The sequence below is a fragment of the Arthrobacter sp. TMT4-20 genome (genome assembly GCF_054510775.1).
Genome location: NZ_JBTNDW010000008.1, coordinates 35160 through 57436 on the forward strand (window position 1 = coordinate 35160; position 22277 = coordinate 57436).

Here is a 22277-nt window from a genome sequence, read left to right on the forward strand (position 1 = left end):
AAGTGAACCAGTGTTTGGGTTCCGCGGATACGATGGCTTGGTGAATCCTGAAAAAGCTGAGCCCACGGTCACCAAGACCACAGTCGACGGCAAGCCCGCCCTCCGGTTCGAGATGCGGTACAACTTTGCCGCGTCAGTGCTCTGGAAGCACCTGACGGACCCCCGCAAACTCAAGTACTGGTTCCCCTGTGAACTTGACCTGCTCCCGCGTAAGGGCGCCGAAGTGACCTTCACCTTCCCTGGGGAACGGCCCACCAAAGGCACGGTCCTCGAAGCCGAGAAGCCGAACCTTCTCGCCTACACCTGGGATCGGGAGGTGCTGCGCTGGGAGTTGGCGAACGACGGCGACTCCGGCGCCCTGCTGACCCTCACCAACACCCTGCAGGACCCAGACGCCGCGGGTAGTTCGGCGGCGGGCTGGCACTTCACGCTGATTGGCCTCGACGATCTCCTGAACGAGCGTCCGCTGGGCCAGAACCCCGCTGACTGGGAGCGCCTCGTCGCTCAATACCAGGAGAAACTCAGCGACTAGCAGCACCCCGGGACAGGATCCCGTGCCCTGCTTTTCCGGGCACGTGTGGCGTTTGCGGCGCTTCCAGACAAGACTGGTGTCATGGGTTCCAGCACCGGTCAGCAGCAGCAGACTGTCACTGTGGACGGTCAACGCCTCCGGCTGACGAACCTCAACAAGGTGATCTATCCCGCCTCCGGGACCACCAAGGCGGACGTTCTCGCCTACTATGCTGCGATCGCCGGCTACCTGATTCCGCACGCCAGGGACCGGGCGGTGACCCGCAAGCGCTGGGTCAACGGGGTGGGAACCACGGAGCAGCCCGGACAGGTCTTTTTCCAGAAGAACCTCGACCAGTCGGCGCCTGCGTGGGTGCAACGACACTCCATCGCCCATAAAGACCACGTCAACGTGTATCCGATGGTCAATGACCTGGCCACCCTGACCTGGTTTGGACAGATTTCGGCCCTGGAAATCCATGTTCCGCAGTGGAGGTTCGGCCCGGACGGGGAGATCAACAATCCGGACCGGCTGGTCCTCGACCTTGACCCTGGCGACGGGGTGAGCCTCGGCGACTGCGCCGAGGTTGCACGCCATGCCCGCGTGATCCTGCAGGACATGGGCCTGGAACCCTACCCCGTCACCAGCGGCTCCAAGGGCATCCACCTGTATGCGGCACTGGATGGTTCCCAGTCCTCCGACGAGGTATCCACCGTTGCCCATGAGCTGGCCAGGGCGCTCGAGGCTGACCACCCCGACCTGGTGGTCAGCGATATGAAGAAGTCCCTGCGCGGGGGGAAGGTGCTGGTGGACTGGAGCCAAAACAGCAGGAACAAGACCACCGTGGCGCCCTACTCCCTGCGTGGCAGGCTGCGCCCCACTGTTGCCGCGCCCCGCTCCTGGGCGGAGTTGGAGGACCCTGAGCTGGCGCAACTCGACTACCGGCAGATGATGGACCGGGTGCAGGAACTCGGTGATCTCCTCGCCGGGCTGGATGAGACCTCCGGAGGGCCTGACGGCGACCGGGGCGGGCCCGGGGACAAAACGACATCCGAGCCTCGCGTTCCTGACCGCCTGCACACCTACCGCTCCATGCGGGACAGCGCAAAGACCCCTGAGCCGATCCCCGACAGCGTCAGTGACGCCGGCGGCAACCGTTTTGTCATCCAGGAGCACCACGCCCGCCGGTTGCACTACGACTTTCGGCTGGAACGCGACGGCGTCCTCGTCTCCTGGGCTGTACCCAAGGGGCCGCCGGACACCCCCAACAAGAACCACCTCGCCGTCCAGACCGAGGACCACCCCCTGGAGTACGCCGCCTTCGAGGGCACCATCCCCAAGGGGGAATACGGCGCCGGGGAGATGTACATCTGGGATTCCGGGACCTACCACGCCGAGAAATGGCGCGATGGAAAGGAAGTGATCTGTACGGTTCAGGGGCGCGACGACGGTGGTCTGGCACGCAGCGGCAGCCCCGTCCGGCGGTATGCCCTCATCCACACCGGCGGCGACGAGTCGGGCAAAAGGAACTGGTTGATGCACCTGATGAAAGACCAGGGCGCCGCTGACGCCTCGGCCGAAGCCCCGGCGTCGGGCGCCGCCGAGACCCCGCCGGAGCTGATGCCGATGCTCGCCTCGCCCGGCTCGGCTGGTGACGTGACAGCCGACGAGGACTGGGCTTTCGAAATGAAGTGGGACGGGGTCAGGGCAATCGCCACAGTGACACCCGACGGGGTGCGTCTCACCAGCCGCAACGCCAATGACATGACGGCGCTTTACCCCGAACTGGCCGATCTGGGCGACTACGTCAACGGCAACAATGTCGTGCTCGACGGGGAAATAGTGGCACTGAACAAGTCGGGCCGTCCCGACTTCGGGTTACTGCAGAACCGCTTCAATCTCACCAAAAGCTCCGAGATCGACGCCGCACGCCGTAAAGCCCCAGTGCATTTCATGATTTTCGATCTGCTTTATCTCGACGGCAACTCGCTGCTTCAACTGCGGTATGCCCAGCGCCGGGAAATCCTTGAGCAGGCGGTGGACAGCCCCGCGGATGGCCATATTCAGGTGCCCCCAGCCCTGGATGCCACCATCGAGGAGGCCGTGGCCGCCAGCAGGGAGCTCGGTTTGGAGGGGGTGGTCGCCAAGCGCACCTCCGGTACGTATACGGCCGGTCGCAGGTCCCGGGGCTGGGTCAAGATCAAAGACCAGCTCACCCAGGAAGTGGTGGTGGTCGGGTGGCGGCCGGGCAAAGGCAGCCGTGCGCACAAGGTGGGTTCCCTCCTGGTGGCCGTGCCCGACGGCGTCGACCTGAAGTATGTGGGCCGGGTGGGGTCAGGCCTGACCGAACGTGATCTTGCTGAAATTGGTTCACGACTCCGCAAGATGTCCCGGAAGACTGCACCACTTGCGGATGTGCCAGCCGCTGATGCCTCAGACGCGCACTGGGTCCGCCCAGCTTTGGTCGGGGAGGTGCAATTCAGCGAACGAACCGGAGCGGGGAAACTCCGCCACCCCGTCTGGCGGGGTTGGCGGCCCGACAAACTGCCGTCCGACGTCGTCGTCGAACTGTGAATATGACTGACCAACAACATCAAGGAGTACAACAATGAGTGACAAGAAAATCACCTCGTCCCGCGTCATCGACGCTTCAGCTGACGCGATCTTCAACGTCCTGTCCAACCCCGCGCGCCACGCGCAGATTGACGGCTCAGGCATGGTGCAGTCCGACGAGAAGTCGGACAGGATTACGGCTGTGGGACAGATGTTCACCATGAACCAGTACTGGGACAAGCTGGGTGGGGACTACAAGACCGACAACCATGTGGTGGGTTACGACCACAACAAGCTCCTTGCCTGGAAAACGGCTGAGGCTGGGGCCGAGCCTGCCGGTTGGCAGTGGGTGTGGGAGTTGACGCCCCAGGGCCCCGACTCCACCGAAGTGACTCTCACCTACGACTGGAGCAGCGTCACCGATTCGACTGTGCTCAAGAAGGTATCCTTCCCGGCGGTTTCCGCCCACGATCTGGAGGCTTCGCTGAACAACCTGGCCGCCGCGGTGTCCGAGGTTTAACCCACCTGACGTTCGACGCCGGACCGCCGCCAGCCCAACGATGGTGGCCGTCCGCGTTGTCGTCGAGCTTTGGAACGCCCAGCTTCCCGGGAGTGGGTCGTGTACCGTCCATAGGGTGGCGTCCGACACATAACGGGCGGTGGGGGACCGCACGGGCACTCCAGTATTGACCCGGCCGATACCGGCGAGGCACTGGAACTTCCGGCCACTCATCCTTTGTAAATCCCATAGAAGGGGCTGTAGTGGACCTCAGTCAGTTTATTGTTGTCGGCATTGTGCTTGCCGTGTTGGTGGTATTGGCAGTTATTGCCGCCATCGTCGCGCGTCTTGCACTGCGGATTGCGAGCCCGTCCGAAGCACTGATCATCACCGGCAAAGGCAGCCAGGAAAGCCAGCGTGTGGTGTTCGGTCGCACATTCATCAACCCGTTCAGCCAGAAGGCGTTCTCCATCTCGCTCGCCTCACGCCAGGTGACCCTTCAGATTGAGGGTATCTCCAAGAACGGCATCAAGCTTCGGCTGACCGGTGTCGCCCAGATCAAAGTGGGGGGCGACGAAGAGGCGGTGCGCCGCGCCGCTCAACGATTCTTGAACCAGCAGGATCAGATCGACCATTACACCCAAGAGACCCTGTCCGGTTCGTTGCGCTCCATCGTGGGCACGCTGAGCGTGGACTCGATCATCAAGGACCGTGCTTCTTTCGCCAAGAGTGTCAAGGAAGAGGCCGAGCACTCAATGCATAACCAGGGTCTGGAGATTGATACCTTCCAGATCCAGTCGGTCGACGACGATTCCAGCTACCTGAAGAACCTGGGCCGGCCCGAGGCGGCACTCGCTGAGAAGCAGGCGAAGATTGCCGAAGCGAATGCGGCGCAGGAAGCTGCCGAGGCCGCTGCGATCGCGGACGAGCAGGTTGCGCTTGCCGAACAGCGGCTCGCCATCCGCCGGGCCGAGCTCAAGGAGGTCGCGGACGCACGGCAGGCCCAGGCCGACGCGGCGGGTCCCTTGGCTGCAGCTGAGCAGCGCCAGTCGATCCTGGTCAAGGAACAGCAGGTTGCTTCACGGCAGTCCGAGCTGCGTGAACGTGAACTGGATATTGAGATCCGCAAGCCTGCCGACGCAGAAAAGTACCGGGTGGAGCAGGAAGCGGCCGGTAAGCTCGAGCAGCGCAAGCGCCAGTCTGAAGCCGATCAGGTTGAGGCGGAAGTAGCGCTGACCAAGCGCCGCCTCAGCGCTGAGGGTGACAAGGTCACCGCTGAAGCTGAGGCCGCCGCCAACACCGCACGCGGTAACGCAGCGGCGTCAGTGACCCGGGCCAACGGTGCAGCGGAAGCGGAGATCATCGCGCTTCGCGGCCAGGCCGAGGCAGACGTTGTCCGGCAGAAGGGAATCGCGGAGGCCGAGGGAATCGAAGCCCAGGCCAAGGCGTACGAGCAGTTCAACGAAGCAGCAATTCTCAACAAGGTGATGGAAATCCTCCCGCAGATCGCTCGGGAAATCGCCGCCCCAATGTCGGGAATCGACAACATGACCGTCATCTCCAACGACGGTGCCACCCAGTTGAGCAAGAACGTGTCCGGCGGGTTGCAGCAGACCTTCCAGCTACTCAAGGACACCACCGGGCTGGACGCCGTCGAGATGCTGAAAAACTGGGGCGCCACGGACGGTGCTGCCACGGAACCGGCATCGCCAACTGAAAACACCCACGCGCCGTCGGTCTAATTCACCCGTCGATGAAATCGGCAGTCGCCCGCAGGAAGGTTGCCGCTGCTCGTGCGCGTGCGGCGGCAACCTCCGGGGCGACTGCACTGGTTTGACTGGTTTCACTGGTTTGACCGGACGCTGGACGGAGGCCCTGGCCGGCATCCACGGGCCGGGTCAGCGGTGCCAGGAACGTCTTGGCGGAAGCAGCAGCGACACCGTAGAAGTAGGGGTTCTGCCGCGGCTGATGAGCAAACGATTCGAGCACTTTGGCCAGAAAATCGGCGTTGGTGATCTTCTCGGCGCTTGGGGCCAGCAGCAGGCTTGCTGCGGCGGTGAAGTCGCCGTGCCCGCCGGTCTCGTAGGCCACTTCGTCAGGCTGACAGGCGCTAAACAGCAGTTCGCGGGCGGTGGCTCGTTTGCCCGGGTTCGCAGCTGCGCCGCGACGTAACCGGAAGTTTTCAATGGTGGTCGTGTCAGGGACCAGGAACCGTGCCCGTCGGCCATGATTGGCTGCCTGCTCGGCCCCGTCAGTGACTGCAGTGCCCAGCGACGGTAAGAGCCGGGTACCGTCACCTGAATGACAGGAGTCGAAGAAGGCGGTGAGGCTTACCCCTTCCGGGAGTAGGTCGAAGAGTTCCCCAAGATCGTCATCGATGATCAGGTTTCCGCCCTGAAAGTCCACCGGGCAAAGCGCCTCGTCGAACAGCTTTTCCCCGTTGCCATCCTCCGCTTCATCACCATCGAGGTCATCAATGTACGTCCCATGGCCCGCGTACTGCATGACGAGCACATCCCCGGCGGTGCTATGCGCCACCAGGTCGAAAATGCCCTGAAGAATGTTGACCCTGGTGGCCGCCCCATCGAGCAGGGTTGTCACCTCGAATCCGACCGACTCCAGCTGTTTACCCCACGCCTCCGCGTCAGCGACGCAGCCATACAGTTCTTTGCCCGGCGGGTAGGCGTTGATTCCGATACATAGGGCGCGTCGGGTACTTACGGGGGGTTCCTCGCGGACGGTGGGGGCCACAGCCCACGGCTCACTGATCATTCGGGCGCCGAAGGGTTTCGGTTTCCTGCCCGTAATCCTGCGGGCGACGCTCTCCATGGTCGTAGTGTTGTCGTCGAATCCCCCGTGGGTGGTCGCAGTGCTCCGGCGTGTTTCAGGTCCGGTCTCGGAAATTGACCAGATCACCTCTGCCTTCGCCTTGCCGCCGTCGTCATCGAAGAACTTGAGCAGTTCGGGGTCCGCGTTGACGCACTCCTGCAAACCCAAAATGGGCGTGAACTCTTCCTTTTCGAAGGACGCACGGACCAGATACAACAACGATTTCCCGTAGCCACCGGGGCAGGTGTCAGTAAGCTCGGCCTGCTGCGTCATGGTGTACATCGCCAGGGATTTGATGCCTTTACCGGCCTCGGGTGCCAACTTCGCCTTGAACGTATCGGTGCGGACGGCGGGTGCCAGTAGGCTGACCGTCGCGAACTCGGGGACCCCGGCCTTCAGGGCGGCTGGCACAAAGTAGGAGTGGAAGATGGAGCCGGCGCTGTGGCCGACGGCGTGGACGCTGGTCTTCGGGTGTGCTGCCACATAATTGCCGAGTGCTTTTGCCACGTAGAGCGCGCCGCCACCCGTTGCCGAGGCGTCTTCGGCAAACCGCTTCATTTCGCCCCAGATCCGCTCACCGTTAGCGGCCCGTGCCATCAGCTCGATTGCGCGGTCCCTCACATCTCCCAGGACGCCTCTGGTTCCGGGCAGAGAGCCGAACAGTGCATCGAGGAAGCCTGTCTCCCAGACGAAGAAGATCGGGTACACGCCATTCGATTTCCACCATTCGCTTTGCTGATGTGCGGAACGGAGGCCAGCTGCCTCGCTCACCAGACCGCCGTGGGCGTAGACCATGATCGGTGCGTCGCCGTCTGGTGCGAACTTGGGGAGATGATCCTGGAAAATGGCATCCACGTCGGCTGCAGTAGTACTTATTTCACCACCGGTCGAGAACTTGCCTCGGCTGAGGTTCACTACATGCGGTTTCAGGGCCGTGATCTGGGCGGCGCTGAGCCCGGACCCCCGTTGGGTAGCGGCGGTCGCTGCAGTGGTATTCATGGCTACTCCTCGTTGAGTGGCATCGACTGGAGCGGCGTTCGTCAGGTAGCAGTGTCCACGCGACGGCGCCGGCGGTTGGCAGCCAGTATCTGCTGCACGGTGTTATTGGGGTGTTACTGGGATTTTGGTGCTTGACGGCCGGGGCGCAGGGGTAGATATTTTTGGTAGCGGTCCGGTGGAAGACTGATCCCGGGTCGCAGTAGGGAGAGGTGCCAATGGCGGGCGTGATGCTGGGGCCCGGAAGCCATACCGGGGAGCTGCGCCCCCTGACCATTCTGGCCGAGGGTCCGTTCACGTTGGGCGCCGAAGGTCCGATGACCACGACGCTCCGCGTGCCCGTTGAGCGCATTGGTGGGGGGCCGCGCAGCGCGCGATTCGACATCGTCGTTCGCGGCCCGCGTGGGAAACCGTTGGAGCTACTCCTGGGCGAGGACGTCGATCCGTGGATGCTGATGGACGAGAATCCACCGAATGAGCTCGGTGAGCTGCTGGCCAACCGCCGCTTCCTGGCCCAGCACACGTACGCCGTGGCGGCGTCGACGCTGGCAGCCTTCGAGTCAACCCTCGGCCGCCGGATGGGATGGGCCCGAGGACGGCGGCTGCGGATCCACGCGTATGACACGGTGCCCTACGCCGATTCTGGCTACGACCGGGAAGACGGAGTGGTCCGGTTTGGGCATCGGCGGGATGGCCGGGAGCGTCTGTCGGTGCCGTTGGCGTTGTATCGCGACCTGGTGGCCCATGAGGTGACCCACGCGATCCTTGCGGGGTACCGAACCCGCTGGTCGGACCAGTTCGCTTCCCTCGACCAGTTTGCGCTGCATGAGGCGATCGCTGACCTGGTGGCCATGCTGTCAGTGTTTTCCTCGGCGGAGCGGGTGGAGCAGTTGTTGGATCCACTGGGGTCCGGGGCAACCGACCTGACCGGGCTGGATGAGCAGATCCTGCTGAGTGGTCTCTTCAGCTTTGGCGACGGTTTGTTCTCGCATGGGCCAGCGCGACAGCCGATGCGGACGCCGGTCCCCACCGGCTGGCGCACGCTGCCGGACCCGCACCGACGCGGCGAGCCAGTGGTGCGGGCGATGCTGAATGTGGTGGCGCGGCTATGGCAGATCCGTCTGGACCAGCCCGGTGGCCGCTCGAGCCTGCACCAGGTGGCGAAGTCCGGGGCGAAGGTGGGTGAACAGGTCCTGGCGATGCTGATCCGTGGGCTCGGGTACATGGCTCCGGTGGACGTGACCTGGCCGGACTTGCTGCGGGGCATCCTCTCCGCCGACCTGGTGCTGGTTCCGCAGGATCGTTTTCACTATCGGCAGGTGGTGCGGGACTGCTTCGCCGAGGTGGGGGTTACGGTGCCGGCCGATGATTTGCTCACCGGGATCGAACGCATGAGCAACCTCAGGTACCCCGTCCGGCTGTCAGCGCTGGGAACTGACCCGGAAGAGATCGTGAGGTTCATCTGGGAGAACGGGGACTTGTTACGGGAAACCGCGATGGATGAGCGGCATTCAATCACCGTGGACCGGGTGCGACCCAGCATCCGGATCAGCCCGGACGGGTTCGTCGTCTCGGAGATCGGCGCCTCCTTTGTTCAGGAGTTCACTATCGGGCGGCCCGAAATGCGCCGCATGGGGTTGTCCGGGCCCGGACCCGTCATCCTGCGCGGAGGTGGGTTGCTCAGATTCGACGAGGGAGGCCACCTTTGTTACGCGGCGTTGAAACCGGTCTATGACCCGGTGAGGCAGCAGGAAAACGCACAGGAGAAGGTTCGGGATGCCACCACCCTGGCGGAAATCTCTCCTTCTGGTGCACGGCCCAGGTCTGGCACTGGAACACCGAAAATCACGTTCCATAGCCGGGGGCGCGGCCGCTAGTTCCTAGAAAGCGGTGCCCCACGCGGCGCTTTTGGCCGCCGCTGGCGCTTCCAATTGGGCCCGCTGGGTGAACTTCCCATCCCGTAAGTCGGCGCTGACGCGTTTCAGCAGCACTCGCCGGCTTGCCGATGGGTCGTCTTTGACGGCCTGGAGCAGGTAGTGGCTGAAGGCACCGCTATATCGTCCAGCGAAGTCAGCATCAGCCGCTGTCTGATCCGACCGGCAGGCGGCAAACAGGACTGGTTTCGCCTGCGCATCGGACCGGACCAGGTCGCGGAAGGCGCGCGGATCCGCCGATTCGGTGAGCTCCAGGCCGAGCGGCGTCGGGGGCGGAACGAACCGGGGCCGGCGGGTGGGAAGTAGGTCCAGCGCCCTGAGCCCGGTACCGCTGTGGCACGTGTCCAGCACGACGTCGAGCAGGACCCCGTCGGAAAGGGTGCCGAGCAGGTGATGTAACTCGTCGTCGAGAATAAGGGTGGCGGCGTCCCACTGGTCACCCTTTTGCCGCATATCAAAGGTGACGAATGCTTCGTCGGCGCCGTCCGGTTCATCACCTGAGACATCGAGGACCTGGGTGCCGTGGCTGGAGAACGTGAAGACAAGGTGATCCCCGGGTTTCGCCCGTTTGAGCATGGCCTGCAGCTTCCCGACCACCGCAGCCTTCGTAGCCTTTGAATCGAGGAGCACCGCAACGTTCCGCTTCGCGAATCCGTAATGCCCGGTGAGAAGCGCGGCGAAGTCCTTGGCGTCGTTGACACAGCCATTGAGCCACGCGTTGGTCGGAAGGTTTTCGAACTTATTGATGCCGACGCAGAGTGCGTACTTGGCCATGGCACAGTTCCTTCCGCAGGACCTGCCCCGTCGCAGGTATGCCGCAACCTAGCGGGACGGGTGTTACTGAGGCGTTATTTGCTGGCCTCCAGCGCCCGGAAGGTGGTCATCTGCCGATGCCGACGCTGCAGGCTGTCGCGTCGTGGCGAGACCGCTGCATCGGCTGCCTCGGCGGTGAGGTCGATGTGGCGTTCCCCGTAGTGCCACAGCAGCACGTCGTCGAGCAGCCGGTCCGGGCCCGGCGAGTAACGGTGGTCCAACGCTCGGCGAACCGACGTAATGGTGTCCGCCTGGAGCAGCGACGCCAGCGACGTCGTCGTCGTCAGTCCATGGGCGGCGAGCAGTTCCGCAGCCCAACCCCAGTTGTCGTCGGATTTTCGGTCAACGTGGGGGAGGAGGGTCTGCCACACGTCGCGGACCCGGTTGGGGGTCAGGGGGGCGCTTCCCTCCCCGTCCTCATCCCAGAACCCGGTCACTGTCTCGTACCGCTCGTGCAGCTCGGCGAAAGCTGATTCCACTGACTCGAGCATCGCGGCGGTGCCAGTGAATTGCCGGTCGAAGTAGGGGCTCCATGCCCGAGGATTCGATGCCTTGAACCGGATGTCGTGCTCGATTTCGGACCACGCATGAGCCAGAACCGTACGGATCTGCACCTCGAGCATGTAACTGCCGCCGGCCTTGGCTGCCGGGTCCAGGGCGCGCTGGTACTCTTTGACCGCTTCGCTTTGGATGGTGCGCAGGATGAGGTGCCGACTGGAGTAGCCGTAGGTGCCGGACTCGATGGTGCCGATGTCCTTCTCCCGGTCGCCCCGGCAGTCAAACTCCTGCCGCTGCCGCTTGATCAGATTCGCTGCGACGTCCACCTCGTGGGGCAGGGTGGTGATCACCCGAACGCCGACGACGTCGGTCAGGTTTCTTAGCGGGTCGGGGAACACCAGGGTGGGGGCGTCTCCGGGGACTGTTGAGGCGAGCATGCGTGAGGCCTTGTCACGGAATGAATCGATACTCTTGGTCCGAGCAGTGACGAACAGTGGGCTGAGTTCGGTGCCGACGAAGATTTCCTGGATGCTGGCCTGCATTTGCCGGGTCACTTCTTCAAGGCGCGGCCGTACCCGCTCGAACTCACGGGTGCTCGCTTCCACCGCGGGGCGGAGACGGTCATCCAACTGATCCCAGGCGCTCATTAAGACTCCTCCGACGATGGCTTCAGGCCATCATATCGGCCGGGTCTGACAGTGCTGGTGGAGGGCTGGCTAGAGGGGCCCGCCGATCTGCCCCTGGCGGGCGGCAGTCGGCATGGAGTGGCTGTCGATGGGTCGATCATCGTCCTGGGTGGTTGGCTGCCGGGTGTCGTAGCTTCGGGGAGTGCCTAAGTCTCGTGATCGCAATCGCAGGCCGGTGACGACCAGAACCAGTCCCCCCGCCAGGAGTGCCGCCCCGAGGACGAAGAGCACCATCGTCAGGCCCTCAGCTGTTCCGTTGAAGACTTCGAACAGTGGTGTTGGCAGGACGAAAATCGTGGCTACCAGCGCGATACCGCCCGTGATGAGCCGCCGGGTTCCTTTGGTCTGCATTGTTCCCCCTTGATTGGTCCATTCATTCAAACACCCTCCCCGGCGCATGTGAAGGGTCGGCAAGGTTACGCTTCCGGTGTGGACAACCTACGCCGACGCACCGTCCTGGGCGCCGCCGGCCTCGCTGCAGCGACCGCACTCGCCGGCTGCGCGCCCGGCAGTTCAGCCAACCTCACCCAGCAACCGGAGGAACCAGTGACACCCCAGCGCTACACCTATGGCGATGATCCCAGCCAGTTCGCCGAGTTGTACCTGCCAGCCGGGGAGCACCTCCCGGGCGTCATCGTGGTTATCCACGGGGGCTATTGGCGCTCAGGGTACGGACTGGATCTTGGCCGGCCTCTCGCCGAAGACCTGTCGTCCCGGGGCTACGTCTGCTGGAACCTTGAATACCGCCGGGCCGGCAACGGGGGTGGCTGGCCGGAAACCTTCGCCGACGTGAGCGCCGGGATAGATCTCCTGGCGACGGCGGCCGACGAACACAGCCTCGATCTGGGCACGACGACGGCGCTTGGCCATTCGGCCGGCGGCCACCTCGCGGTATGGGCCGCCGGGCGGTCAACGCTGCCCGACGGAGCTCCCGGCGCCGGAACGCCCCTGGTACCGCTGACCGGCGTCGTGAGCCAGTCGGGTGTGCTGAATCTGGCAGCAGCCCATGAGCAGGGGCTGGGAGACGGTGCCGTGCTGAACCTGCTGGGCGTGGACCCGGCCGAGGATCCCGTTCGGTACCGGTCGGCTGACCCGATGACAGCGATCCCGCTGCCCATTCCGGTGCTAGCCCTGCACGGTGAGGACGACTCAACGGTGCCGCTCAGCCAATCGGACAGTTATGTGACGACGGCGGCGGCCGCAGGTGCGGTTGCTGAGTTGATCATGATCCCCGGCGACCACTTCGCGATGATCACCCCGGGGACCGAAGCCTGGGTGCGGGTGGTGCAGGCGGTAGATCGGCTGATGGCGGTCTAGCCGATTCAAGGGAGGCTGCCGCGAGGACCGCAACGAATTACTGTTGATCCTGGTTCGCAGATACCGTATTCGGACAGACTGAAAGGCACCCATCAATGAGTGGCAACACTATCCCTGTGCTCGAAATTGGAGGCACCCACCTCACGGCCGCGGTGGTGGAATCCGGAACGTGGGTTATCGACCGGGACTCCCTGGCTCGGGTCGACCTGCAGGCCCAGGGGACCGCCGAGAGCCTGGTCGAGGAGATTGGTGCTGCTGCCGACGCGCTTCGGGGCGAGCCGGGAGCGACCTGGTCGGTAGCTATTCCCGGCCCCTTCGACTACGACCAGGGCATTGGCCGTTTCGAGCATGTGGGAAAGTTTGACAGCCTGAACGGCTTCGATCTCGGTGAAGCGCTGATGAAGCGGATTAAACCGACCCCCGGCACGATCCATTTCCTCAACGACGCCGACGCGTTCGGCATCGGGGAATACGCCCTCGGGGCGGCTCGGGGGAATGAGCGGGCCATCTGCATCACGTTGGGCACCGGCGTCGGCTCCACCTTCCTGATCAACGGGCAGCCGGTCAGCACCGGGCCGGCGGTCTCACCGGATGGGAGCATCCACCACGAGGTCTATCAGGGCCGACCCCTGGAAAATACCGTGTCCCGACGCGCCATCCGCGCGGCCTACGCCGACGCGGCCGGTCTGAGCCCGGACGCCGGTCCCGACGTCCACACCATTGCTGAACTCAGCCGGGCCGGTGACGAAACTGCACGACTCGTGCTGGACGGAGCTTTCGGAGCTCTGGGCGAGACTCTCGCAATCGTGATCAGCCGGTTCGACGCGGGGATCCTGGTGATCGGCGGGTCCATGTCCAGGTCCTGGGATCTGGTTGAACCGGCAATTCGCGCGGGAATGGCTCTTGCCGACCCGCGGCTCGCAGATTTCAGGATTGAGCAGGCGATCCTGCCCGACGACGCCGCGCTCGTGGGTGCCGCCTATTGGGCTTCGCTGGGCTCCGACACTGAGAGCTGAGTTGCACTCGGAGCCGGAGGCCTAAACCGGGTTACTCCGCCGGGATTTCTGCGTCAGGGGTTTCTTCCAGGTAGGTAGCCTGCCAGGCGCCGTCTGAATAGACAATTGTCGCTGAGTAGATGGTGCCGGCCGGGTCGAACGGGCGGGTCTCCTGGACCTCACCCGATTCGCCGAACGAAGTGTAGGCGTCAGGGTTGACGGTGATCAGGGCGTCAACCTCGACCTCCTCGGCTACCTCGTCCGCTGGGGTGGTGACGATGATCTGCTTGACCTTCGGCTGTCCGCCGAGAACCCAGCCGCCGTCCTCGTACATGGCCGCGAATTCCTCAGCCTCTTCGGTTGCTGCTTCGGCACCATCGAAGGTGGCGAGCAGCTGCTCGGTTTCACCGGTCCGCTGGTTGTAGGACTTCAGCTCGAAGACGTGATGCAGGAAGGCTCGTGCGCCTTCGGGGCTGGCCTCGGCCATGAGGTCGTTGGTCTCCGGAGCCTGGATGTTCTGCGCGGGTGCCGTGGAGTTCGCCGGCGTGGGAGCGGCGGCCTCGGAAGGGGCCGCAGGCTCTGATGCCTCGCCACAGGCGGTCAGCGAGGCGAGTGCGATGACGGCGATGGCCGCCGCGTTCTTGATTTTCATGGTTTCCCCAACAACTAGTAAGTGGTTAGCGCCGCGGATAGCGGCAATCCCGCACCATCCTAGCCGTAGCCTTAGGCAACTAGCGGATTGTTCCGGCGAGTGTGCGTGAGATCACCTAGGCTCGAGGGTCAGCCGGGGTTCTCGATCCCGTTGTCCCCACAAGGGTCTTTCCGCTGCCCGGGATGCTAACTTATTAGCGTGCTCACAGTGATCGGGGAAACCCTCATAGACGAAGTCATCAGCGATGTCTCCTCGCCACGCGCCCATGTTGGCGGCAGCCCCATGAATGTGGCTGTGGGCCTGGCCCGGCTGGGGCACCCCTGCCGGTTCATCGGGCGTTGGGGCGACGACCAGTACGGCCGGATGATCCATGAACACCTTCACAGCAACTCGGTGCTGACCCCGATCGGGCCAGATGGTCACCCCACCAGCATTGCAACGGCACGCCTGGACCCTGCCGGTGGTGCCTCCTACACGTTTCAGCTCGTCTGGGACCTGCCCACCGTCCGTGAGCAGATGGACCTGATCCTCGACGGCACCACACTGCTGCATACCGGCTCGATTGCCACCATGCTTGAGCCGGGAGCGGCCGAAGTGCTCGCCGTCGTCCAGCGGGCTCACCCATTGGCCACCATTTCCTATGACCCCAACTGCCGTCCCAGTATCGTCACCGATGTCGATTACGCCCGCGCGCAGGCCGAGAAATTCGTTGCCCTCGCCGACGTGGTGAAGGCCTCCGACGAGGATCTTCAATGGCTCTACCCGGGCCAGGACGTCTTCGAGACTGCACGGCTGTGGCTGGCTAAAGGGCCGGCCATGGTGGTGGTGACGCGTGGTTCCCTCGGTCCGTGGGCCGTCGTCGAACGCGGTGAAACCTCGGTGCCCGCGCCGGCCACCCAGGTGGTGGACACGGTGGGGGCGGGGGATTCCTTCATGTCGGCGCTCCTGGGCTCGCTGGCGGACCGCGGGCTCGTTGGGGCCCAGCTGCGGAATGACCTACGCCACATCTCCGTTGAACAGGTGGAAGCGGTCCTTGCCTACGCGGCAAAGGCGGCGGCAGTGACCGTTTCCCGTGCTGGCGCGAATCCACCGGTGCGCAGCGAGCTAGTAGCAGACCCCAAGTGAACCAGGAGCAGTAATGACCCGCGATCCGTACGCAGACCTGCCAGCAGTCCCCGAATTCGCCCTCGCCAGCACTGACATTGAGCACAACCAGCCGCTGGATGCGAGGCATGCTTCAGGAGTCATGGGGATCGATGGCGGGAAGGACCTGTCACCGCAGCTGTCCTGGAGCGGGTTCCCGGAGGGCACCAAAAGCTTTGCCGTGACGGTCTACGATCCGGACGCCCCAACCGCCAGTGGCTTCTGGCATTGGGCGGTCTTCAACCTCCCCGTGAGTACCACTTCCTTGCCTACTGGTGCCGGAGTCGAGGGGAGCACCGACCTGCCGGAAGGCACCATCCAGTTGAAGAACGACGGCGGCTTCAGCGGCTTCATCGGCGCTGCCCCACCGGCCGGTCATGGACCGCACCACTACCACGTTGTAGTGCATGCAGTAGACGTGGAAACCCTCGAGGTGCCCGCGGAAGGCAGCAATGCCTACCTCGGGTTCAACCTGTTCTCGCATACCCTTGGGCGGGCCCGCCTGATCGCCACCTTCGAGCAGTAGATCCCGCCCAACCAGCTTCCTCTCGATGCCCCGGACGCGTGTCACGCACCGGGGCATCGGCCTGCTCCGGGCAGGTACGCTTAAACTCACCTGCTCACTGAAGGAGTACCCGCATGCGCCTGGTCGCCAGCGACATGGACGGAACTATTGTCGGTCACGACGGCAAGATCAGTCCCCGCACCGTCGAAGCGTTTCAGAGGTGCCTGGATGCTGGTGTCGAGGTGGTGTTTGTAACGGGGCGGCCGCCTCGCTGGCTGGACCCGCTGCGTGAACAACTGGGTCACCGTGGCACGGTCATCTGTTCCAACGGGGCCGTGACCTACAACCTGGATGATGAACGGGTGCTGAGCGCCCACCTGCTCGAGCACAGCAACATTCTGGCGGCTCGCGAAATCATCCTGGACCTCTATCCCGCGGCCGCTTTCGCCGCCGAGACCGTCACCGGATTCCACATCGAGCATGGGTTCGCCGAGGAGGGTTCGGTTGAACTACTCGCCGGCGCAGTCGCCATGCCCCTTGCGGATTCGCTCGCAGGTCAGGGCGTCATCAAGTTCCTGGCCCGTGAACGCGAGGTTTTGCCCGACAATTTCCTCAACCGGGTCCGCCCGGCGGTCGCCCATTTGGTGACTGCCACCCATTCTGCGCCCAGCGTTGCCCTCCTGGAGATGTCGATGCCTGGCATCAATAAGTCGGTAACCCTCGCCGAGTTCGCGGCCAGCCGGGGTATCAGCCAGGCCGACGTCGTCGCCTTCGGGGACATGCCCAACGACGTGCAGATGCTCAGTTGGGCCGGCACCGGCTACGCAATGGCGTCGGGGCACCCGGAAGCTATTGCCGCGGCGGATCAGCAGGCGCCAGCGTTTGAGGAGGACGGGGTGGCGCAGATTCTTGAGGAACGCCTCGCCGCGCTGAGAGCCTCCTTCTAGGCATGTTGCCGTACCTGCGAAACATCGGACTGGACGGGGAGCAACGGCCGCTCGCCCTGTCGCATCGCGGCTTTTCGCTCGACGGGCTGGAAAATTCGATGGTCGCTTTCGAGGCGGCAGCCGAACTGGGTTTCGGCTATTTGGAGATAGATATCCGCACCACCCGCGATGGAGTGGTCATGGTCTTTCACGATGAACTCCTGGACCGGGTTTGTGACGCATCGGGGCCAATAGCGGACCGGTCGTTGGAGGAGTTGCGGACCGTCCACATTCAGGGCACCGAACCGATCCCCACGCTCGAAGAGGTGCTGACCCGGTGGCCGGCGATGAAGTTGAATATCGACATCAAGGACGACGCCTCGGTGGAGCCTTTCGCTGACGTAGTTGAACGCCTGGGCGCGCATGACCGGGTGTTGGTTGCCTCCTTCTCGGACCGGCGGCGCCTGCGGGTCCTGAAGCGGTTGTCGCGACCGGTGGCGTCTTCGGCCGGTCAGGCGTATTCAGCGCTGCTTTGGTTGCTGAGTCCGCTGGGTCAGACCCGGCGCCTTGCCCGGATGCTCCGGGTCGATTGCCTGCAGGTTCCGGTCCGGCACGCCGGAGTGACAGTGGTGACCGAGCGCTTTGTCCAACGCTGCAGGCGGGCAGGGCTGCCGCTTCACGTCTGGACCGTCAACGACCCAGAAGCGATGGAACGGCTGCTCACCCTGGGTGGTGGCGTGGACGGTCTGGTATCCGACCGTGCAGACCGGTTGGCTGGGGTCATGCACCGCAGAGGGTACTGGCCCCAATAATCCGGCCCACCTCCCTCCACGGCCAGAAAAGTGCTTCGCCTGGAGATTAGTTGCTGCTCAACGACTAACCTGCGGGTGCGGCACTTTTTCGGCCGAGGTGGCTTCGGTCCACAGGTGAAACAGGGCATACGCCCGGTACGGCCGCCACCGTTCAGACTGGATGTCGGCTTCCCTGATGCTGGGGTTGCCCATGGCACGGCGCAACACCAGATCCCCCGGGGTGAAGGCATCCCGATCCCCGAGTACTCGCACCATCAGGTAGTCTGCCGACCATGGCCCGATCCCCGGGATGGCCAGGAGCTCCTGCCGGATATCGGTGGGGTCGCCGTGGAGGATCAGCCCGTCGCAGAAGGCCCGGGCAACGTGCTGCACGGTTGCTCCGCGGGTTCGGGTCACGCCCACCGCACTGCGAAGCTGCTCCGGCGGCGCGGAGGCAAGCGCCTCGGGGGTGGGGAAGACGGTGAGGCCGGCCGCCCCGGGTGTCCCGTACGCAGCGGCCAACCGTCCGCCAAACGTGCCAGCGGCCGCCACCGACACCTGCTGGCCAAGGACTGTCATGATCGCTGCTTCAAACGGTTCGGGATAGCCCACGGCACGCAGCCCGGGGCGGTGCCGGACCAGCGGACCCAGCAGGGCGTCGTCGTCGAACGCTGCTGCCACCGCCGTGAGATCGGTGTCCAGATCGAGCCAGCGCCGGATGGTTGCGGTGAGGCCGGGGACCTGGCTCAACGGCGCAGAAGTGCTCACTTCAACCCCGGACGAACCAACGGTCAGGGTGACAGCGTGGTGCCCGCTGGCGGTACTGAGGAGCCGGGTGTGTGAGCTGCCGGAGCGATCCGGAACCTCACAACCCGGGATGAAGTGGTTCGCGAGCAGGGCAACCATGGGTACGGTCTCGATTGACCCGTTGGCTGCGAGAAAGACGCTGTTCACCTACCGCAGCACCGGATCCGTCAGGGTTCGCAGGTACTCGAGGGCGTGTGGGCCGTACTCGCTCATTGCCGAATCGTCGGCGTGGATGAGGAGGCGCAACCACGATCCATACCGGTGCAGCCGCGCCAGTTGGAGTGCCGGTTCGACGGCGAGACGTAGCTCCGCGAGGGGGGCGTAATCGGTCCAACACTCAAGGTAGGCGCTGATGACGCGGCGGATCCGGGCATCGTCAACAGTTGTCTCCCACTGTTCCTGCATTACGGTCAACGGAACGTAGAGCGAACTGAACGGGTGGGCCCAGTAGGAGTCGCCGAAGTCGAAGAATCGTAGTGGCGCTGTGGTGGTGCCCGGGATGAAGGCGTTCCCTGAGTGCAGGTCGTTGTGTTCCAGGCTCAGGGGGACACCAGAGGCCAGGACCGCGGCAGCGGCTTCCTCCAGCGCCGGAATGCTGAGGTAGACCCCGTCGGCGGCCTGCGGCGAGAGATGCAACGGATGCTCGGGGGGCAGGCCGGTGTGGAGGAGCAGCTGGTTGCTGGCGAAATTCCCGGCGATCGCGGGGTCCATGCTCACTAGTCCGGCGGCGGCCAGCGGCACTTTATGGGGAATGAGTTGTTTTTGAAGGTCGGCGAAGTCCATCACCACCCGAACCCATAACTGGTAGTCAGTCGATTTTAGTGAGGCAAGGGTCTTTCCATGGTCAGGAGTGAGCATCCAGCCCTTGGCCGGCTCTATCGCCAGGGGAGTCACCACATGGTCCGGCACCAATTCGGACATGCACGCCACGAGGGCCGCCTCGGTGAACTGACCGGGGTTGTTCGCTTTGAACCAGAGCCGCCCGTGATTGGTGGGGACCGTCAGCTGGGTGGACCAAAACCGGATACGGGCCGGCTCCAGGGGGCCGGTCTGTGACAGGTTGCAACTGTCCAGCACCTGCGTGATCCACTGCTGGACCTGGTCCCGCCAATCAGGGGACGCCCAGACCTTTTGCAGATCCATCAGGACTCCGTCGGCTCGGCTGAATGAAGTCCGCCCGGCCGGTCCGTTTCCGTAGCGGTGATCAGCCGGTAGTACCCAGTGTGATTTCCCCTGCGCACGCCGCCCGACAGCCCGATCCTCAACATCACACCAGTTTAGGCACTACCGGGAGGGCGGGGCTCACCCAGGGCCTGAGTGGGGTGTGGGGTCAGGCGAAGGTGTCCAGCCAGTCGACGGCTGCGTCCTCGGAGGTGAAGAACTGCGCTGGGTGAGCGGCGTTATCGGCGAAGGCGGCGACTACCCGGTCAACGGGATCCTCGCCGAGCAGAGCGATGGCGGTAATGCCCTGCTCGGTGCAGATGGCCCGGCGGGCGGCGTTGGTGAACGTCACAGCTGTCATACTCATCAGGATCCGCCGGGATCCGGGGTTGAGGAGCGATGCATCGAGAGTGACCCGCGCGTCGTCGACAGAGACCACCGTCGACGGTCGCCACCAGACGTGCAGGATGCCGTCTTCCCGCAGGGTCAAACGTTGGGTTTCGCCGGCATCCGGGTGGCGTTCAGTAGTAGTGGTGATGCATGAAGTGTTCATGATGTGTCCTGAAGTCTCAGCAGATCCATTTAACTTAGTAGCAAGCGTCAATGGGGTACTTCGTCGTCCACGACAGTTTGGATGTGTCCGACAGCTCACCAAAAGACGTCCGCAGCTGCTCCTGCGCGGGCGGGGCCTTCGGGTGAAGGACGACTTGTTTGCCTTCCTAGCGTGCGGTGGAAAGTAGCCCAGCCAGTTCCTGCTGCAGCTCGGGGAAACGCTGGTACCCGTCGGCGGACCCGAAATGGCCACCGCCGGGGATGGTGATGAGCGTTGCGTGCAGCCTGGCCGCGAGCCGGGCAGTGGCGGCAGGATCAACCACTGTGTCGTTGTCTGAGCTGATCACTGTGCAACGGGAGACCACTAGTTCGTCGACGAAACCGTTGTCGGCGGTGAAGGGATCGAGGAGCGGAAGTGAAGCGACGGGTTCGGCGAACCCTGCGACCAGGATCAGCCCCCTGAGAGACCACCCCGGCTCCAGCGACGCCAGATAGCGAAGGGCGGTAATGCAGCCGAGACTGTGCGCAACGATCACCGTGTCCCCGGTGGGACGGCCGATGGCGCGGTGCAGTTCGGCAGTCCAACCGCTCTCCGCAGGTTCATTCGGGGTCGGTAGTTCGAGCACCGTCACGCTGTCCTGTGCCGTGGTGAAGCGGGACTTCAACCACGGAAACCAGTGCTCGCCGGGGGACGCCTGGTATCCATGAACCACGAAGATCTTCATCCGGCTCAGCCCAGCTTCGAAGGCCGGGACCCTTTGTCGGAGGCGTCGACGGCGTCGGGCCCGGTGAGATGTTCGCTGCCCCGCCAGCGGGCGAGCCCGTTCATCACGTGGTAGATCGCGAGTGTCGCTGCGGTACCCAGGGCAATGCCTTCGAAGGTGAGCTCCCCAATGGTCCAGGTGAAGTTGGCGATGCCCACCACCAGGGCAACCCCTGCGGTGGATAGGTTGATGGGGTTGGAGAAGTTGACCTGGTTCTGTACCCAAATCCGCACCCCGAGAATGCCGATCATGCCGTAGAGCACCACTCCTGCGCCCCCAATGACCCCGGCCGGGACAGTGGCGATCAGGGCGCCGAACTTCGGGAACAGGCTCAGCAGGATTGCGACAATGCCTGCCACCCAGTAGGCGGCCGTGGAGTACACGCGGGATGCCGCCATCACACCAATGTTTTCTGCATACGTGGTGGTTCCGGAGCCACCGCCGGACCCGGCGAGCATCGTGGCGAGGCCATCGGCCATCAGCGCGCGCCCGGTGACGGGGTCAAGGTCGCGGCCGGTCATTGCCGCCACCGATTTCACGTGGCCGATGTTTTCGGCGACGAGAACCAGCACCACCGGGATGAAAAGACCCACCACTGAGAGGTGGAACTCGGGGGTCTGGAATGGGGGGAGACCAATCCAGGCGGCGTCGCCGATCGCAGCGAAGTCCACCTCACCGCGCAGCATGGCGACAACGTACCCGGCCAGGACACCCACCAGGATGGACAATCGCCCGAGGATGCCCTTGAACAGGACCGTGACCAGCAGGATGACCACCACGGTGATCAGGGCGGTGAGGGGAGCCTGCTCAAAGCTGGCCTTGGCCGTGGGTGCGAGGTTCAGTCCGATCAGCGCGACGATCGCGCCGGTGACGATTGGTGGCATCACCACCTGGATCCAGCGGGAACCAGCCTTGTGCACAATGGCGCCAATGATCGCCAGCACCGCACCGGCCATGATGATGCCGCCAAGCGCCCCAGCGGGACCGTGCTGGCTTTGGGCGGCGGCGATCGGCGCGATGAACGCGAAGCTTGACCCGAGGTAGCTCGGTACCTTCCCCGCGGTAATGATCAGGAAGAGGATGGTGCCAATGCCCGAGAACAGGAGGGTGGTTGCCGGGGGGAACCCGGTAATCAGGGGGACCAGGAACGTGGCGCCGAACATGGCGACGACGTGTTGGGCGCCAATACCGATCGTCCGCGGCCAGCTCAGCCGCTCATCAGGGGCAACGAACTGCCCCGGCAGGACGTTCTTCCCGTCGCCGTGAACTGTCCAAGCGGTACCGAACCTGCTCATGGCTGTGCCTTCCAAAGATGTGGGGTGATCTGTCGGAAATCTTACCGTCC

At 64.1% G+C, this 22277-nt stretch carries 21 protein-coding genes; 11 read left to right on the forward strand and 10 right to left on the reverse strand.

Annotated elements, in window-relative coordinates; translation table 11 throughout:
* The first annotated feature begins 40 nt into the window (after positions 1-40).
* From ACX80Z_RS09245 to ACX80Z_RS09260, 4 genes are all read left to right on the forward strand, one after another.
* The gene (locus ACX80Z_RS09245; protein WP_133185503.1) at positions 41-532 is read left to right on the forward strand and encodes an SRPBCC domain-containing protein; all 492 of its coding nucleotides are present in this window, start codon (positions 41-43) and stop codon (positions 530-532) included.
* An 81-nt stretch (positions 533-613) separates the two neighbouring features.
* A complete protein-coding gene (locus ACX80Z_RS09250; protein WP_459315631.1) occupies positions 614-3085 on the forward strand; it encodes an ATP-dependent DNA ligase in 2472 nt (823 codons plus the stop codon).
* A gap of 34 nt (positions 3086-3119) precedes the next feature.
* Complete coding sequence (locus ACX80Z_RS09255) at positions 3120-3584, forward strand: SRPBCC family protein (RefSeq protein WP_019484037.1); 465 nt, start codon at positions 3120-3122, stop codon at positions 3582-3584.
* A gap of 242 nt (positions 3585-3826) precedes the next feature.
* Positions 3827-5305 carry a flotillin family protein gene (locus ACX80Z_RS09260; RefSeq protein ID WP_019484036.1) on the forward strand — a complete coding sequence of 493 codons (1479 nt, stop codon included), beginning with the start codon at positions 3827-3829 and terminating at the stop codon, positions 5303-5305.
* 1 nt (position 5306) lies between these two features.
* Here the strand turns inward: ACX80Z_RS09260 and ACX80Z_RS09265 are convergent, their stop codons facing one another.
* Positions 5307-7391, reverse strand: coding sequence for a caspase family protein (locus ACX80Z_RS09265; RefSeq protein ID WP_459315632.1), 2085 nt, complete (start codon positions 7389-7391; stop codon positions 5307-5309).
* 215 nt (positions 7392-7606) lie between these two features.
* On the opposite strand from ACX80Z_RS09265, the gene ACX80Z_RS09270 reads away from it, so the two are divergent.
* Positions 7607-9265: a gluzincin family metallopeptidase gene (locus ACX80Z_RS09270; protein WP_459315633.1), complete on the forward strand. Its 1659-nt coding sequence runs from the start codon at positions 7607-7609 to the stop codon at positions 9263-9265.
* Between the two features lie 3 nt (positions 9266-9268).
* On the opposite strand, the gene ACX80Z_RS09275 is transcribed toward ACX80Z_RS09270, so the two are convergent.
* From ACX80Z_RS09275 to ACX80Z_RS09285, 3 genes are all read right to left on the reverse strand, one after another.
* Positions 9269-10096: a caspase family protein gene (locus ACX80Z_RS09275; protein ID WP_459315634.1), complete on the reverse strand. Its 828-nt coding sequence runs from the start codon at positions 10094-10096 to the stop codon at positions 9269-9271.
* Positions 10097-10170: 74 nt separating this feature from the next.
* Positions 10171-11280, reverse strand: coding sequence for a GTP pyrophosphokinase (locus ACX80Z_RS09280; RefSeq protein ID WP_459315635.1), 1110 nt, complete (start codon positions 11278-11280; stop codon positions 10171-10173).
* Between the two features lie 69 nt (positions 11281-11349).
* A complete protein-coding gene (locus ACX80Z_RS09285; protein WP_459315636.1) occupies positions 11350-11670 on the reverse strand; it encodes a hypothetical protein in 321 nt (106 codons plus the stop codon).
* Between the two features lie 78 nt (positions 11671-11748).
* On the opposite strand from ACX80Z_RS09285, the gene ACX80Z_RS09290 reads away from it, so the two are divergent.
* Both ACX80Z_RS09290 and ACX80Z_RS09295 read left to right on the forward strand, forming a co-directional pair.
* Positions 11749-12636 (forward strand): alpha/beta hydrolase family protein, encoded by an 888-nt coding sequence (locus ACX80Z_RS09290; protein ID WP_459315638.1) that lies wholly within the window; start codon positions 11749-11751, stop codon positions 12634-12636.
* Positions 12637-12731: 95 nt separating this feature from the next.
* Entirely contained in the window at positions 12732-13652 is a 921-nt protein-coding gene (locus tag ACX80Z_RS09295; RefSeq protein ID WP_459315640.1) for an ROK family protein, read from the forward strand.
* Between the two features lie 31 nt (positions 13653-13683).
* Here the strand turns inward: ACX80Z_RS09295 and ACX80Z_RS09300 are convergent, their stop codons facing one another.
* Positions 13684-14283, reverse strand: a complete 600-nt coding sequence (locus ACX80Z_RS09300) for a DUF6318 family protein (RefSeq protein WP_459315642.1) — start codon at positions 14281-14283, stop codon at positions 13684-13686.
* A gap of 198 nt (positions 14284-14481) precedes the next feature.
* Between ACX80Z_RS09300 and ACX80Z_RS09305 the strand changes: the two genes are divergently transcribed.
* The 4 genes from ACX80Z_RS09305 (at position 14482) to ACX80Z_RS09320 (ending at position 17669) form a co-directional block, all read left to right on the forward strand.
* Positions 14482-15408: a carbohydrate kinase family protein gene (locus ACX80Z_RS09305; RefSeq protein WP_019484028.1), complete on the forward strand. Its 927-nt coding sequence runs from the start codon at positions 14482-14484 to the stop codon at positions 15406-15408.
* A 13-nt stretch (positions 15409-15421) separates the two neighbouring features.
* The gene (locus ACX80Z_RS09310) at positions 15422-15952 is read left to right on the forward strand and encodes a YbhB/YbcL family Raf kinase inhibitor-like protein (protein WP_459315643.1); all 531 of its coding nucleotides are present in this window, start codon (positions 15422-15424) and stop codon (positions 15950-15952) included.
* Between the two features lie 113 nt (positions 15953-16065).
* A complete protein-coding gene (locus ACX80Z_RS09315; RefSeq protein WP_019484026.1) occupies positions 16066-16878 on the forward strand; it encodes an HAD family hydrolase in 813 nt (270 codons plus the stop codon).
* Between the two features lie 2 nt (positions 16879-16880).
* Complete coding sequence (locus tag ACX80Z_RS09320; RefSeq protein ID WP_459315645.1) at positions 16881-17669, forward strand: glycerophosphodiester phosphodiesterase; 789 nt, start codon at positions 16881-16883, stop codon at positions 17667-17669.
* A gap of 57 nt (positions 17670-17726) precedes the next feature.
* On the opposite strand, the gene ACX80Z_RS09325 is transcribed toward ACX80Z_RS09320, so the two are convergent.
* From ACX80Z_RS09325 to ACX80Z_RS09345, 5 genes are all read right to left on the reverse strand, one after another.
* Positions 17727-18602, reverse strand: coding sequence for a DNA-3-methyladenine glycosylase family protein (locus ACX80Z_RS09325; protein ID WP_207771340.1), 876 nt, complete (start codon positions 18600-18602; stop codon positions 17727-17729).
* Positions 18603-19598 (reverse strand): phosphotransferase, encoded by a 996-nt coding sequence (locus ACX80Z_RS09330; protein WP_459315647.1) that lies wholly within the window; start codon positions 19596-19598, stop codon positions 18603-18605. It lies immediately after the preceding gene.
* Between the two features lie 187 nt (positions 19599-19785).
* Positions 19786-20169, reverse strand: a complete 384-nt coding sequence (locus ACX80Z_RS09335) for a DUF7793 family protein (RefSeq protein ID WP_459315649.1) — start codon at positions 20167-20169, stop codon at positions 19786-19788.
* Positions 20170-20335: 166 nt separating this feature from the next.
* The gene (locus ACX80Z_RS09340) at positions 20336-20893 is read right to left on the reverse strand and encodes an RBBP9/YdeN family alpha/beta hydrolase (RefSeq protein WP_459315650.1); all 558 of its coding nucleotides are present in this window, start codon (positions 20891-20893) and stop codon (positions 20336-20338) included.
* A gap of 5 nt (positions 20894-20898) precedes the next feature.
* Entirely contained in the window at positions 20899-22227 is a 1329-nt protein-coding gene (locus tag ACX80Z_RS09345; protein WP_019484020.1) for a uracil-xanthine permease family protein, read from the reverse strand.
* Positions 22228-22277: the final 50 nt, after the last annotated feature.

Coding starts and splice junctions, on each gene's coding strand:
- ACX80Z_RS09250 (WP_459315631.1), top strand. CDS start 614: ATGGGTTCCAGCACCGGTCAGCAGCAGCAGACTGTCACTGTGGACGGT.
- ACX80Z_RS09310 (WP_459315643.1), top strand. CDS start 15,422: ATGACCCGCGATCCGTACGCAGACCTGCCAGCAGTCCCCGAATTCGCC.
- ACX80Z_RS09330 (WP_459315647.1), bottom strand. CDS start 19,598: ATGGATCTGCAAAAGGTCTGGGCGTCCCCTGATTGGCGGGACCAGGTC.
- ACX80Z_RS09315 (WP_019484026.1), top strand. CDS start 16,066: ATGCGCCTGGTCGCCAGCGACATGGACGGAACTATTGTCGGTCACGAC.
- ACX80Z_RS09295 (WP_459315640.1), top strand. CDS start 12,732: ATGAGTGGCAACACTATCCCTGTGCTCGAAATTGGAGGCACCCACCTC.
- ACX80Z_RS09300 (WP_459315642.1), bottom strand. CDS start 14,283: ATGAAAATCAAGAACGCGGCGGCCATCGCCGTCATCGCACTCGCCTCG.
- ACX80Z_RS09275 (WP_459315634.1), bottom strand. CDS start 10,096: ATGGCCAAGTACGCACTCTGCGTCGGCATCAATAAGTTCGAAAACCTT.
- ACX80Z_RS09345 (WP_019484020.1), bottom strand. CDS start 22,227: ATGAGCAGGTTCGGTACCGCTTGGACAGTTCACGGCGACGGGAAGAAC.
- ACX80Z_RS09270 (WP_459315633.1), top strand. CDS start 7,607: ATGGCGGGCGTGATGCTGGGGCCCGGAAGCCATACCGGGGAGCTGCGC.
- ACX80Z_RS09285 (WP_459315636.1), bottom strand. CDS start 11,670: ATGCAGACCAAAGGAACCCGGCGGCTCATCACGGGCGGTATCGCGCTG.
- ACX80Z_RS09255 (WP_019484037.1), top strand. CDS start 3,120: ATGAGTGACAAGAAAATCACCTCGTCCCGCGTCATCGACGCTTCAGCT.
- ACX80Z_RS09340 (WP_459315650.1), bottom strand. CDS start 20,893: ATGAAGATCTTCGTGGTTCATGGATACCAGGCGTCCCCCGGCGAGCAC.
- ACX80Z_RS09335 (WP_459315649.1), bottom strand. CDS start 20,169: ATGAACACTTCATGCATCACCACTACTACTGAACGCCACCCGGATGCC.
- ACX80Z_RS09265 (WP_459315632.1), bottom strand. CDS start 7,391: ATGAATACCACTGCAGCGACCGCCGCTACCCAACGGGGGTCCGGGCTC.
- ACX80Z_RS09280 (WP_459315635.1), bottom strand. CDS start 11,280: ATGAGCGCCTGGGATCAGTTGGATGACCGTCTCCGCCCCGCGGTGGAA.
- ACX80Z_RS09320 (WP_459315645.1), top strand. CDS start 16,881: ATGTTGCCGTACCTGCGAAACATCGGACTGGACGGGGAGCAACGGCCG.